Genomic DNA, 13,856 nt, shown 5'->3' with positions numbered 1-13,856 from the left:
AATTTCCATGACATGGTTACAATGAACACAACGAGGGTAAGGGAAAGAGAAAAGTTTGTGTTTTTTGGTGAAAGAAAGTTTAAAATAATGCTTGCAGTCTTTGCAAAAGAAGATTTGGTTTTTGAATTTATCATGACCGTTTTTGATGAAGTTAGAAGAGCCGCAATGAGGGCATTTGAGTTGGACATTAGCCATATCGGGATACCTCCTTATTGAGAGTATATTGGGGGGTGTCCCCTATTTAAGAAGATAATATGATTTTTGAAATTTATCAATACCTTTGGTTAACAAAATCATAGAAAGTAGAGGGGGGATAAAGTGGGAATTTTTGTACACGAGATACTAGTATATAACTCAGAACAAAGTGAGTATGGTACACTATCGGCTAATTATTTTTCCGGTAATATAAAAATAAAAGGTTTTTATCAGCAGCAAAACTTTCCTGATCCGGAGAGTATGGTTGTTATAGATATCCCTTGGGATATTATCCAAACAACTTATATTGAACTTCCACCAGTTAAAAATTACTCAGAGATGCAAAAAATTGCGGAGCTTGAAGTACGGAGACTTATGGATTTAAACGAAGGAATAAATCTTTCTTGTATCCCCACAGTATATGGTAAAACATTAGTTTTATTTGTAAGAAAATCTGACTATGATCGATATAAGACGTCACGGAACATTTCTTTCGAGCCAGACGTTGCTTATCCGAATATATTGTCGGAATTGTTAGTTATGAAAAAATTTCCAGGATATTGGATGTATCTTGTTTTAGGAAGAATGTCATCAGGTATAGTTGTTATGAACAACAATGCGATAATAAATGTAAGAATTTTAGATTTCTCTATGGAAGATATAAGTAAGATTGTAAAAGAGGAAACTGGTTTTGAACTACTTGAAATAGAAAGGAGTGAAAATGAGGAACTCATAAAAGCAGCAAAAAAAATATTGGATTCTATTTCGATTGATGTTCTTTCGCAAATAGAGAGGGAATTAATAATAGCTACCAACACTACCGAGATTGAGAAAATAGATATTCAAATGATTTCTGGAATAGTAGTTGCATGTGACTTTAAAATTATGAGAGATATTATATTGGGATTCGAAGGAAATTTTAGGGGAAAATTTTCTGAACCTGTATTGCTTTTTCCAAATAAGAATAAGAACAAAATAGGTTTAGCTGATCTTGGTCTCGTTTATAGGGGGGGTATCGAATTTGGAAAGGTTAAATCTATCAAATGGTAAAAAGAGGGTAATAAAGTTAAAGACTTTCATTATAATTTTATTATTTGTCACGCTTCCAGCGCTTTCTCTTATCTATCTTTCATATCAGATGAAGATTTTAGAAACAGGTAAACTTTTAAGGAACTATCCTGTTGTTTTCAATAATTTATCAAGTTTAGATATGAAAAATCTTGATCAACAAATTGATAACTTGAAGTATACTTTTGAAAAAAGGGTTGAAGAAATTAGAAACGCAAATATAGTTGTGAAAAATAGTATTCTAAATTCATACAAAGATATCTATTTTTTGAAATATTTTTCATACTTCGCTTCAAGAATACCAAATAGAATTTTTCTGAAAGAAATAAGATATGATGGAGTCAAATTTTTTATTGATTTTTACGAATATGGTATTGAAACTAAGGTATCTACACAAACTGTATACAGTGATCTCTCAAAGCTTTATAAAAATGTTCTTATAAATAAAATTGATGAAAAAAATTTTTTTGGAAATATGAGATACTTTAGGTACAACATGGAGGGAGAAAAGTGATTGTTATTCAGCGAAAAATAGCGGTATTAATTGCATTTTTTATTATGATTGTCCTTTTTTTAATGGCAGGTATATATTTTTACAATTCTTACTATCAGTATATGAAAAATTTAGAAAGCAAATTGTCAGAAGTAACTCAAGTATACAACAAATTAAAACAATTAGAGCAAGAATCTGAAATTCTTGCAAAGTTACAAGAAGATTTTGGAAATATGTTAGAAATGGAAGTTAATTCTGAACTAACATCTGATGATGTTGAGAAATTAATATCAAAGATTCTTTCCAAAAGAATGTCAGAAATTAAGTATTTTTATATAAATGCTAATGTTGACTATCCAATTTTATTTGAAGCAACGCCAGTTTACTATACTGTGAATTTGAAAGTGGGGGGCGATTAAGTGCTTTTTGAGGGAAAAGTTAATAAAAAAACACTTATTCTACTATTGATTGCAGTAATCATATGGGTTGTTGCGATTTTTATCCTTATTCGTATGAATTCACCAAGTCCTCAACCGGCGCAACAGACAGTTCAACAATCAGTTAGCACACCTTCTACTCAAGGTATTCAAAATCAAACGCCAGATTCAGGCTTTAACCCAACAGAAAATAGTTCACAAGTTATTGCTCAGAATCTTTCTATTGTTGAAATACAAAACATGATACCAGAGTCCACATTTACTGATATGTTCAAACCGTACTTACTTGAAATTAAATTTGATAAAGGCGCAATGGGTGTTAGTAACTTTCTTTCTTCAAGTATTAAAGGTACTAAAGCAGATTTTGGAGAGATTGAGGATATATCAACTGCAGAATTTGAGTATATTGGTTATTTGTCTCTTTCTGATACTGGTGGTAAGAAAAGAAGAAAAGTATATATTAGGCAAGGAACGGATACAAAATCTTTTTACGATACAGAAATGATTGATAATAGGTACAAAATTATAGAGGTTCGTGAATTTGAAATTGTTTTACTTGATACTTACGATGGGAAAATAAAAAAACTTTCTAATTTACTGGCAAAACAATAATATTTTGGGGGGATTATTAATGAATAGGTTAATTAAATACTTTATAGTTTTCTTGGTACTTGTTTTTTTCAATACATTATTGTATTCAGAACTCTTAGACGTAAGTTATGTAACGTCGACTAATGAGATTGTAATTGTACTTTCTTTTTCGAAAGCGCCTAATGTTTTATATTATGGTAAAAACGAGAGTAGAACTGTTCATTATTTCCTTATTGATGATTTTGCAAAAGGATCAATTTACTTACCTATTTCAATAGGTAGTACTGAGGGCGTTCAAATAGTTCCAATAGACGGAAAAGTCAATGCTTTTGTTTATACTTTAACTCCAGGAAGTGTTAAGTACAATACCACAGGTACTAAATTGTATATAAGATTGCCATATAGTATGTCTTCAAAAAGGTTAACCGCAAGTTTTGCAAATATAAAGAGTGATATTTTAATAAAAGATGTTGCCGAGTTTTTTGGAATTAAGGTGGTTCTTTACGACGGAGCCAAGGATAAGTCCGTAAGCATTAAGCTAAATAACTCTTCTATTGAAGATGTAATCAGAACAATTTTAACTGCTGCCAATCTTTCTTACGCTTACGCTTCTGACCAAGTTATGTATATTGGAAGCAAGGAGGAAATTCAAAAGAATTTTGCTGTTTTCTGGCAAGTTTACGATGCGCAAGTAAATGTTGAAAAATTGAGAGAAGTTTTAAGCGCAGGATCTTATTTGGGTTTAACCAGAGATAAATCAAAAGTTTTCATCTATGGTGGAGTTAATGAATATAAAATGATAGCTGAAGCTCTGGTGCCTATGAAAGTTCAAGATTGGTACTATATTTCATACAATGTTTCAGACAAAGATATTGAGGAAGCGCTTTCTCAAATTTCAAAAATATATGGGTTTACAACAGATGATTATGTGATTTTAAAAGAACAGAAAAAAATAGCTGTTAAAACATCAAAACCTTTAGAAGTAGAGAATTTACTAAAACAAATTATGGCAAGAATTCAGCAACGCAAGTGGTACTATATTCAATATAACATTAGCGAAGATGAGCTTAGCTCTCTAATTACTTCTTTGCAAAAGATATACGATATAAAAGATTTTGCGATTCTTCAATCAGATAAGAAGCTAGCCATATTGGTTGATGATGCTTCTATAGTTTCTCAAGTTGAAAAAATAATTAAAAGCGCCGAGTCTAAAGTCACCCAACTATCAACAACAGTAACATATATACCTGTTGATGTGAATTATCCTGAAAGAGTTCAGGCAGTTTTAAAAGAAATTTATCCGAATTCTAATCCAAAAGTAGTTTCTGGCAAGTTATATGTTGTTTCTGGTTATGAAAAAATTGCCTTGTCACTTTCAAAAGAATCATACATTGGAAATCCTTGGAAAATTGTAATTGATGACGTTCCAGAAAATGTTGTAATTTCAATACTCAAATATATCGGCGTCTTGGAAAATGATTTCGATATGAAAACAATAGAAAATAAAGTTATCGTAAATCTTTTTTCTAGCGAAGATACATACAAGAAGTTTTTGAAGTATGTAGACATTTTAGGTGAATCGTCCTACATTGTAAAAGCCGATGAAAATTTCTTAAAGAAATTTAAAGTTACTGTTTTGCAGAGCTTTTCAGATGGTACAAAGTTGGTCCAAGGAAGAATTAACGAAATTGAAAGGCTTAAAAAATCCATTTCCGAGGAAATTACTAATTTTGTGCTTCAGAAACTTCCTACGGACCCTCCAGCAGAGGTTATATCCAAATTAACTGGTTATGTTGTTGAAGATAAAGATAACTATTTTATAATAACTGTTAGTAAATCTGAAATTGAAACTGCGAAGACTACTATTGAGAAAGTTAGAAAAGATTATGGTAACACAATGATTATATTGCCTGACAAATACAAATCAGAGGCTAAAAAAGCCGTTGAAGATATATACAATGTTAAGGTATATCAAATTGGAGAAAGTATAGTTTTACAAGGTTCTCTTGTAAATGACGCAAAGAAATTTTTGGAAAACTTTGTTCAAGAATCTGAAAATATAGTTGAAATACTAGGAAAAATAGAACCAAATTCATCTAAAATGCTAGGAGAATTGTTTAATGTTAAATTATACCAAGCTGGTGATGTTTCGTATATAGTAGGTACACCTTCAAATGTATCTAGAGCAAAAGAATATGCTAAATTGATTGAAAGTGTAAGCGTTGATTTATCGTTTAAAGTAGGACAAAATCATATAGATTACCTAAAGAAAGTATATAACGTTGAGATTGATTATTTCCCTGATATAAATAAAATGGTTGTCACAGGATTAAAAGAAAACGTGGCAGAAGCCGTAAGTTATCTAAACTCGCTAAATCCTTCAGATTCATTATTATCGATGGTATTACCGCAAAATTTGAAGAAAGAAGAAATTGATAAGCTTTCCAAGTTAATTGCACCAAGTGTTGAGATAGAACAAGTAGGGAATATAATTTACATAAATGGAGAAATAAAAGATGTAGAGAAAATTAAGCAAGAGATTGAAAAATTGTCTATAACCCCTGAAAGGAAATATTTATTTATAGATTATCCAGATAGTTTTGATAGTGTTATAAAGACTTTATACAACGTTGAAACTTACAAAACATCGCAAGGCTATGTTGTGTTTGGAACAAATGAGCAACTTGAAAATGTAAAAAAATTCGTATCTGAGAACTCTGTTTTAGATAAATCCTACACATTGTTAAATTATCCGGAAGAACTTGATAGCTTGATAAAAGAATATTTTAACGTTAAAACTTATAAAGTTTCTCAGGGATTTATTGTCGTTGGGTCAAAAGAGGAAATTGGTAAAGTTAGCAAATTTATAGGCGAAATATCTTTAGAGCAAGGCAAAGAATACAGTCTTGTTGACGATAAACTCTTAATAGATGTTAGCAATAAAAATATAAAAGATGTTATAATAACCGTTGGCAGGTTATTTAAACAACAGATCGTTTTGGTTGATGATATAAAATCTACATGTTCTATGAGAACGGTAGTTTCAAATTTCCAAGAATTTTTAGATAAGTTATCATCTTATAATATAACTTATGAATTGAAAAATGATACTTATTATATTTCAATCATGAAAACACAGCAAAGTACAACAACTGCAAACCAGGTTGTAAAAGAAGAAATTAAAACAGAACCTGTTGTTGTTAAAGATGGGCTTATAACTATAAATGTTTCTAATATGCCTGTTGATGATATCATCACCCAAGTTATGATAAAGCTTAACAAGTCTTATAAATTAGAGAAAATAGGTGCTAGTATAAGTTCCATGTATCTAAAAGATATTAATTATGAAACTTTCAAAGAAACATTTTCAACCTGGGTTAACTTTACAGAAGTAGGAAGCATAACTTACATTACACCTAAGGGCGTTATTAATAATAAGACAGACTCAAAAAAGGCGTTTGTTAAGGATGGATTGATAAATATAAAGGTAGATAACGAACCTATTTCACAAGTTATTCAAACTATTTTTGATGAACTTGGATATCAAGTGGTCTTTGCAAAACCAATAGATAGAACAGCAACAATGTCAGTTTCTGGGATTGACTTTGAAACATTTAATTCAATAATGCTGAATTATGGGATATCAATCAAAAAATCTGGGAATGTCTACATTGTAGATACAACACCAGATGCAACAAAAGTTCGAACCACTTACACTTTTAATGTTCCAAGAAATGCTGATAAAGTCGAAGAACTTATAAAGTTCTACGGTGGTAAGACAATGGTAAGTCCTTCTGCAGGTATAATTGTTGCTTATGACCTTGATCCTAAGAACGTAGATGATATTAACAAATTAATTGAAAAGTTTACAACTCCAAAGATAGTTTCTATCGATGCGCGAATAATAGACGAATCAAGAAATGGTTCACTTTCAGAAGAAATTGTTACATTACTAAAAGCTGGAAATTATCTAACATTTGGTTCAAATGGTTTAACTCTTAATGTAAGCGTACTTGATATTTTAGATGGTTCGATAATTGATAAGATATTGAACGAAGCTGGAATTTCACTTGATCTTCGCGGGGCGGAACAAGGTACTCCTTTCAGAGCAACCAGTGGTATTGGAAAACTTTTGGCAAATCCAAATATAATGACAAAAAGTGGCGAAGAAGCACGAATATTTATTGGTGATTCGATACCTTTGAAAATTGTAAGTACTTCTGGAGGACAAACCAATGAACAAGTAATAAGCCTTGAAGGAGGAATAGAACTAAAGATAGTTCCATATGTAAACGCAGATAACACTATCGATCTTGTAATTACAACTTCGGTAAGTAATTTTGATTACTCTGTTTTAGTAAACGGACTTCCAAAAATTAACAAACGAGAAGCTAGCACAAAAATAACAATTAAAGATGGTCAGACACTTGTTATTGGCGGCCTTTCAAGGGAAGAAAAGAGCAAGTCGGAATGGAAAGTACCAATCCTTGGAGACATACCAATTCTTGGGTACCTTTTCAGAGGAACGAAAGAAGCTTCAGAACAAAGAAGCATAACGATATTCTTAACAGCAAAAATAGTTGATATTATGAAAGAATAAGTGATTTTATATTTTCGGAGGCGTAATGAATGTATAGGAAACCTGTTGTTTCTGGCAAATTTTATCCAGGTACACCTATTCAACTTGAGAAAACTTGTGAGGCATTTGTTGGTGAGAGGGCGACTAATAAGGATTTTTTCAGCCAACCTGTTGGATTAATATTACCGCACGCTGGTTATGTTTACAGTGGTAAAACAGCAGGTATGGGAATTAAAAAAGCAACTGAATATGGTCGACCAAAAAATATTATAATATTTGGCCCGAATCATACAGGTTACGGTGAACTTGTTTCAGTTTGGAGTGAAGGTATCTGGCAGACTCCTCTAGGAAATATAGAGGTGAATAGTGAGATAGCGGACAAACTAATCGATAATACTGTTATCTTTTCAGATGAAATGGCACATTTGTACGAACATTCCATAGAGGTACAGTTACCATTGTTGCAATATGCATTTGGAGAATTTAAAATCATCCCAGTGTGTATGATGGATCAGCGTTTATCAACCGTTTCAAAAATAGTTGATAAACTAAAGCAAATAATTAAAGAATATCCTGACACACTTGTAGTTGCGTCTTCGGATTTTAATCATTACGATCCACACGAAATAACGTTAGAAAAAGACAAATTGGCTATCGAAAAGATATTAGAAGGCGATATTGAGGGCCTTTACGAGAGAATAAAGAAACACAACATAACGATGTGTGGCCCAGGTCCTATTGCAGTTGTGAGAAGTTTGTTTAGTAATATAGAGCTTGTTTACCATACAACAAGTGCTGAGTTTTCGCAAGATTATTCTTATACAGTCGGATATGCTTCTTTTGTTCTTTGGTGATTGATTAATTGGATATGTTAGAAAACAAAAAAGGCGACATAAAGTCGCCTTTTGTTTTTAATTTTATGTTTTAGTCTTTCTTTATTTTTTCCTCAAGCTTTTCCACTTTCTTAGCAGCTAATTCAGCGGCTACTTTTGTTTTTTCAGCAGCTTTGTTCATTGATTTTATAAGCAAAAATACTAAGAAAGCAACTATTAAAAAGTCGATACCAGCCGAAACAACTTTCCCCCAATAAATACCGTGCCAGTTAATTTGTTCAATTTTGCTCAAACGCAACCTGGATAAAACTGGTTGGAAAATAGCTGGCATTAATAAATCGTTTACAAAAGATGTGACAAACTGATTTAATTTTCCACCGATGATTATAGCAACGGCAAGACCTATAACGTTATACTGCTTTAAAAAATCCGAGAATTCTTTGATAACCTTTTTCATAAACCTAGCTCCTTTTCGTGAGTTATAGAAAGAATTTTTATTTTAGAGCCAATTCTAAAGTTTTCAATGGGAGCAAAAAGCATTTTACACGCATAGGATAATTCTTGACATCGTAAAAATTTACAAGAGGTCCGAGGATATTTTCATCGAATTCCTTTCCCAACATCATATTTTCAGCATTTCTTACCAACTGAATAGCTTCTTCTTTTGTTTTTCCGATAATTTGTTCAATCATAGCATTTGTCGAAGCTTGACTTACAGCACAACCATGCCCTTCGAATTTAACATCAACAATTTTATCACCATCGAAAATAAAATAGAGCGTAACTTCATCACCACAGGATAAATTTTTTCCCTCTTCTATTTTGTGTGCATTTTCAATTTTACCGTGAAACTTCTTCAATTTTGAATAATCCATTATAAATTCAGAATATATCATATAAACATCCTCCTTATTTCTTTCAAACCTTGAATTAGTATATCTATGTCTTCCTTGGTATTATAGATATACAAGCTAGCCCTTACCGTTGAATTTGGAAAATCTATCTTTGAGCCTTTGGAAAGTATGCTCATGAGCGGCTGAGCGCAGTGATGTCCACTGCGAGTTGCAACTCCAAAATTTTCGTCGAGTATATGTGATACATCATGTGGATGTACGCCATCGATGTTGAAAGATACAAGCGATTGGTGTGAATCATCGATTGGACCGTAAATTTCTACAAAATCAAGCTTCATAAGTTCTTCAAGCAGATATTTAGAAAGGTCTTTTACGTGCGATTCAATTTTATCGTATCCTATCGATTCAAGAAAATCGATTGTATAACCCAATCCAACCGCTCCCGCGATATGCTGCGTTCCGGCTTCAAATTTGTACGGCAAAATGTTGAAAGATACATCATCAAACGTAACCTTGTCAATCATCTCTCCACCGTACATGAAAGGTTCAAGCTTTTCGAGCAAGTCTTTTTTTCCATATAGCACACCGATACCTGTTGGTCCAAGCATTTTGTGGCCTGAGAATACGAGAAAGTCGATGTTGAGCTTTTTCACATCGATTTTTTTGTGTGGGATTAATTGTGCTCCATCGATTATTAATATTGAATCTTTAAAAGATTCACGTATAAATTCTATAGGCATCAATTGGCCTGTAACGTTTGATTGACCGGTGACGGAAACGATCTTTGGAACGTATCTTTTCGCTTTTTCAATTGAATCGTGCGTTATTACACCTTTTTCGTCAGCTTCAATATAATTGACTTTAAAGCCGTATAATTTTGATAATCTTACCCATGGGACTAAATTTGCGTGGTGTTCAACTTGGGATATGAGTACCGTATCGTCGGGTTTTAAGATTCCACTTTTCACAAGAGAGTTTACTAAGAAGTTTATTCCCATCGTTGTTCCATTTGTAAAAATAACTTCTTCATTGTTTGCGTTTAAAAACTTAGCCACCTTTTCACGCGCGTTTTCGTATTCAACTGTTGCTTCAGAGGCTAATGTGTGGACTGCGCGGTGGATATTAGAATAATGATTCAAGTAGAAATCCGTCATTTTTTCAATGACGGATTTCGGCTTTAATGTGCTTGCGGCGTTATCGAGATAAACTAACCTTTTTCCGTTAATTTCTCTTTTAAGGGCAGGAAATTCACCTAAAATTTTACAAAATTCTTCATCCGACAACACTGTTGAGTGCATCCTCAACAACTCCTTCTAAATTGTACTTTTTGAGTTCTTCTTTTAATGTTTCAAACACACCTCTAACTATTAATTTTTGCGCATCTTTCTCTGGGATGCCCCTTGTCATAAGATAAAATAGCATTGATTCATCTATTGGAGAACTGCTCGCGGCATGCGATGCAACAACGTCGTTTTCATCAACCATCAAACTCGGTATAGCTTCTACCTTTGCTTTTTCTGATATAAGTATCGCATGATTACTTTGATGTGCCTCTGCTTCTTTCGCTCCACTCAGTATATCCATTATACCACGGAAAACAACTTTTGATTCATCTGATAATACTCCTTTTGCGTCAACATTTCCGTATGTGTTTGGATCGTAAAACCTCATAAGGTATAGTATGTCTATTACGTTTTTTGAATTTCCAAGATAGTACGGTCTTACATCAGCGTATACCTTTTCTCCTTTTGTTACCAAACCAAAGTAACCAGCGTTTATTTTACCACCGAAATAGAAATCTTTAGCTATAACCTTTGAATTTTCTTGAGTGTTTATAAATACGTTTGAAATCAGTAAATCTCCCTTTGCAATGTAAAGATTGTACATGTTAAGCTGAGCATCTTTTCCAACGTTTATTCTTAAGTTACCAACAAAGAACGGTCTTTCAACAATTCTTATAAGATTAAGCGTACCTGATTTCACATCAATTAAAGTGTTGTCATATTGTTCAAATTGATTGATGAAAATCGTTGTCTCTTCTTCAATGGTTATATAATTACCGCTTGAAGAGAATACATCCGCTAAAAGCACGAATTTTCTGTCTGTGCCTTCAAAATCCAACGATTCAAGCAAATTAAGCGCGTCTTCATCTATATTTTCAAGACCTTTGTAATTTCCCACATCTGGAAGTGTCAGTTCTTTCAGCCCTGTTCTTTTCCAAAATGGAAATTTATATGTTAAATATTCAGAAAATCTCTTTATGCGCCATTCGTCTAAGAGATTATTTCCGCTGGGTTTAAAATCGTCCACTTCGTAATCTTTTATATCAATTGTTTTCCTCTGAGGTACAATTGCTCTAAGGTTTTGATGTGTCAAACGCAATGTTTTTTCCATATTAAGCGCCTCCTAATTTACGAAACTTTAACCTATTAACCTATTGAGGATTCTATTTCCATATCGACGAGTCTATTCAATTCTATAGCGTATTCAAATGGCAATTCTTGGACAACTGGTTGAATGAACCCCTTAACGATTAAGCCCTTTGCTTCCAATTCGCTTAAGCCCCTGCTCATAAGATAGAATATCTGCTCGTCTTTGATTCTACCTATCTTTGCTTCGTGGCCAATGTCTGAATCAGTATTATGCACTTCTATGATAGGTACCGTATCACTTTTTGACTTGTTATCTATCATAAGTCCGGTACAACTTACAGAGGCTTTAGAACCTTTAGCGTTTTCCATTATTTTCAAAAGTCCACGGTAGAACGACCAACCACCGCCTATGCTTATACTCCTTGCGTCGACTGTTGAACGCGTGTTCTTACCTATGTGTATGACCTTGGAACCTGTATCGATATGTTGACCGGGACCGGCAAATGATATCGAGATATTTTCAGATACGGAATTGTCACCTTTTAATATCGTTGCTGGATAAACCATTGTTTTGTAACTTCCAAACGAACCAGACACCCAAGTCATTACAGCATCGTCGTAAGCTATCGCGCGTTTTATTTCAAGGTTGAACATATTCTTACTCCAGTTTTGCATTGTTAAATACTTCAACTTCGCACCTTTCTTGACGTACACTTCGACCGTACCAATGTGTAAATTCACCACATCGTATTTAGGTGCTGTACAACCTTCGATATATGTAACTTCGCTTCCTTCGTCCGCGATTATCACCGTATGTTCAAATTGTCCACCACCTGGGTTTCCAAACAAAAAGTAAGATTGCAACGGGAGAGGCACTTTAACACCTTTTGGAACGTACAAAAACGTACCGCCGCTCCAAAGTGCCCCATGTAACGCGGCGTATTTGTTATCGGTTGGAGGAACAAGCTTCATAAAATATTCTTTTACAAGGTCAGGATATTCCTTAACAGCTGTTTCGATATCTATGAATATAACTCCTAACTTTTTCAATTCCTCTTTTATATTTTTATAAATCATTTCAGAATCGAATTGTGCACCGACGCCAGCAAGATATTTTCTTTCCGCTTCTGGGATACCAAGTCTTTCGAACGCTTCTTTAATCTCACTTGGCACTTCTTCCCAAGACGTTGTCTTTTTTGCGTTGGGTTTTACATAAGGCACTATCTTAGACAAATCCAATTCGTCTCTTTCGACACCCCAATCTGGCTCATGCCATTTTTCGAATATCTCAAATGACTTAAGCCTATGTTCTGTCATCCATTGAGGTTCATCTTTTGCTTTTGAGATTTCATAGACTAACTTTCTATCTAATCCCGCTGGCAATTTAAGTGCGGCTGGGACATTTACCTTAAGTTCAAAATTTTCTTTCTGCTTGAGTTCATACAACAGTTCATTGAGATTTGACATTTATTATCCCCCCTTACTTAACAATTGCGTATCCAGTTTCTTCTACTTCGTATGCGAGGGATTTATCACCCGTCATTGCGACTTTACCATCGACATATACGTGAACTTTATCGACATCAAGGTAATTCAAAATCCTCGAATAGTGAGTAATTATAAGCAAAGATGTACCATCTTCTTTTATCTTATTTATCTGTGATGCGACTATTCTCAACGCGTCAACATCAAGACCAGAGTCAATCTCATCAAGTATCAGCAATTTTGGTTTTAAAAACCTTGCTTGTAAAATTTCACCTTTCTTCCTTTCCCCACCGGAGAAACCTAAGTTAACAAATCTTTCAAGAAATTCGTGTGGTAAACCTACTTCATCCACCAATGTTTTCATTTCTTTATCAAGTTGGAAGAAGGTTTTATCCTCTCCGTGGAGTTTCCTGTAAGCTATCAAAAGTAATTGGTCAAGCTTAACACCCTCAATTTCATACGGATTTTGGAAAGTCATCATTATACCTTTTTGAGCTCTTTCATCAGTTCTTAAATCGAGAATTGACTCTCCTTCAAATAGTATATCGCCTGATAAAACCTCATATTTAGGATTTCCCATTATTACATTAGCAAGGGTCGATTTACCCGAACCATTTGGGCCCATTATAACATGGACTTCACCTTTTCCAATGCTTAAGTCAACACCTTTTAATATTGTCTTATCCGCTTCAGCTAATTTTGCCGTAAGGTTTTTAACTTCCAATAACATATATATGCACCTCCATAGATATAATTACTTATTATATTAGGTATAACTAACTGTATTATACCATATCTAATTTAGTGTGTAAAGGGGTAATTACTTAAAAATCTTAGGCAAGTAATGCTTTTGAAAAATGTGGTATAATTTAAAATAAGCCTGAATCATTTAATTTAAGATTTCCGGTAATAAGTCAAGAGGAGAAAAAATAGAAAAAAGATAGGAAGA

General features: G+C 33.4%; 13 protein-coding genes. 6 read left to right on the top strand and 7 right to left on the bottom strand.

The window, feature by feature from the left end; all coding sequences use genetic code 11:
• The coding region (locus tag AS161_RS09250; protein WP_346774418.1) for an IS1 family transposase at positions 1 to 195 on the bottom strand (195 nt) is incomplete at its 3' end.
• Between the two features lie 123 nt (positions 196 to 318).
• Between AS161_RS09250 and AS161_RS06695 the strand changes: the two genes are divergently transcribed.
• The 6 genes from AS161_RS06695 to amrB are packed head-to-tail and all read left to right on the top strand — an operon-like array spanning position 319 to position 8,217.
• Positions 319 to 1,245: a hypothetical protein gene (locus AS161_RS06695; RefSeq protein WP_164542225.1), complete on the top strand. Its 927-nt coding sequence runs from the start codon at positions 319 to 321 to the stop codon at positions 1,243 to 1,245.
• Positions 1,217 to 1,777, top strand: coding sequence for a hypothetical protein (locus AS161_RS06690; protein ID WP_011994424.1), 561 nt, complete (start codon positions 1,217 to 1,219; stop codon positions 1,775 to 1,777). The genes AS161_RS06695 and AS161_RS06690 overlap by 29 nt, the downstream gene beginning before the upstream one ends.
• Entirely contained in the window at positions 1,774 to 2,175 is a 402-nt protein-coding gene (locus AS161_RS06685) for a hypothetical protein (protein WP_164542224.1), read from the top strand. The genes AS161_RS06690 and AS161_RS06685 overlap by 4 nt, the downstream gene beginning before the upstream one ends.
• Positions 2,176 to 2,805, top strand: a complete 630-nt coding sequence (locus tag AS161_RS06680; protein ID WP_164542223.1) for a hypothetical protein — start codon at positions 2,176 to 2,178, stop codon at positions 2,803 to 2,805.
• 19 nt (positions 2,806 to 2,824) lie between these two features.
• Entirely contained in the window at positions 2,825 to 7,384 is a 4,560-nt protein-coding gene (locus AS161_RS06675; protein WP_164542222.1) for a type II and III secretion system protein, read from the top strand.
• Between the two features lie 29 nt (positions 7,385 to 7,413).
• Positions 7,414 to 8,217: an AmmeMemoRadiSam system protein B gene (gene amrB / locus AS161_RS06670; protein ID WP_164542221.1), complete on the top strand. Its 804-nt coding sequence runs from the start codon at positions 7,414 to 7,416 to the stop codon at positions 8,215 to 8,217.
• 70 nt (positions 8,218 to 8,287) lie between these two features.
• On the opposite strand, the gene mscL is transcribed toward amrB, so the two are convergent.
• Genes mscL through sufC form a run of 6 tightly spaced genes read right to left on the bottom strand, consistent with a single transcriptional unit; the run spans position 8,288 to position 13,637 of the window.
• Positions 8,288 to 8,653 (bottom strand): large conductance mechanosensitive channel protein MscL, encoded by a 366-nt coding sequence (gene mscL, locus AS161_RS06665; protein ID WP_164542220.1) that lies wholly within the window; start codon positions 8,651 to 8,653, stop codon positions 8,288 to 8,290.
• A gap of 37 nt (positions 8,654 to 8,690) precedes the next feature.
• Positions 8,691 to 9,092 (bottom strand): Fe-S cluster assembly sulfur transfer protein SufU, encoded by a 402-nt coding sequence (gene sufU / locus AS161_RS06660; RefSeq protein ID WP_164542219.1) that lies wholly within the window; start codon positions 9,090 to 9,092, stop codon positions 8,691 to 8,693.
• Positions 9,089 to 10,348: a SufS family cysteine desulfurase gene (locus AS161_RS06655; RefSeq protein ID WP_164542218.1), complete on the bottom strand. Its 1,260-nt coding sequence runs from the start codon at positions 10,346 to 10,348 to the stop codon at positions 9,089 to 9,091. Before AS161_RS06655 ends, sufU begins: the two co-directional genes overlap by 4 nt.
• Positions 10,323 to 11,444, bottom strand: a complete 1,122-nt coding sequence (locus AS161_RS06650) for a SufD family Fe-S cluster assembly protein (RefSeq protein ID WP_164542217.1) — start codon at positions 11,442 to 11,444, stop codon at positions 10,323 to 10,325. Before AS161_RS06650 ends, AS161_RS06655 begins: the two co-directional genes overlap by 26 nt.
• 35 nt (positions 11,445 to 11,479) lie before the next feature.
• A complete protein-coding gene (gene sufB / locus AS161_RS06645; RefSeq protein WP_011994417.1) occupies positions 11,480 to 12,889 on the bottom strand; it encodes a Fe-S cluster assembly protein SufB in 1,410 nt (469 codons plus the stop codon).
• 13 nt (positions 12,890 to 12,902) lie between these two features.
• Positions 12,903 to 13,637 carry a Fe-S cluster assembly ATPase SufC gene (gene sufC / locus AS161_RS06640; RefSeq protein ID WP_011994416.1) on the bottom strand — a complete coding sequence of 245 codons (735 nt, stop codon included), beginning with the start codon at positions 13,635 to 13,637 and terminating at the stop codon, positions 12,903 to 12,905.
• Positions 13,638 to 13,856: the final 219 nt, after the last annotated feature.

The sequence above is a fragment of the Fervidobacterium sp. 2310opik-2 genome, from assembly GCF_011057735.1.
GTDB lineage: Bacteria > Thermotogota > Thermotogae > Thermotogales > Fervidobacteriaceae > Fervidobacterium > Fervidobacterium nodosum.
Note: the sequence above shows the minus strand (reverse complement) of the source record. Positions and strands in the feature narration are given on the sequence as shown.

Bases quoted from the DNA above. Each gene is read 5' to 3' on its own strand.
- sufB (WP_011994417.1), bottom strand. From the start codon at position 12,889: ATGTCAAATCTCAATGAACTGTTGTATGAACTCAAGCAGAAAGAAAAT.
- amrB (WP_164542221.1), top strand. From the start codon at position 7,414: ATGTATAGGAAACCTGTTGTTTCTGGCAAATTTTATCCAGGTACACCT.
- AS161_RS06675 (WP_164542222.1), top strand. From the start codon at position 2,825: ATGAATAGGTTAATTAAATACTTTATAGTTTTCTTGGTACTTGTTTTT.
- AS161_RS06650 (WP_164542217.1), bottom strand. From the start codon at position 11,444: ATGGAAAAAACATTGCGTTTGACACATCAAAACCTTAGAGCAATTGTA.
- AS161_RS06655 (WP_164542218.1), bottom strand. From the start codon at position 10,348: ATGCACTCAACAGTGTTGTCGGATGAAGAATTTTGTAAAATTTTAGGT.
- sufC (WP_011994416.1), bottom strand. From the start codon at position 13,637: ATGTTATTGGAAGTTAAAAACCTTACGGCAAAATTAGCTGAAGCGGAT.
- mscL (WP_164542220.1), bottom strand. From the start codon at position 8,653: ATGAAAAAGGTTATCAAAGAATTCTCGGATTTTTTAAAGCAGTATAAC.
- sufU (WP_164542219.1), bottom strand. From the start codon at position 9,092: ATGATATATTCTGAATTTATAATGGATTATTCAAAATTGAAGAAGTTT.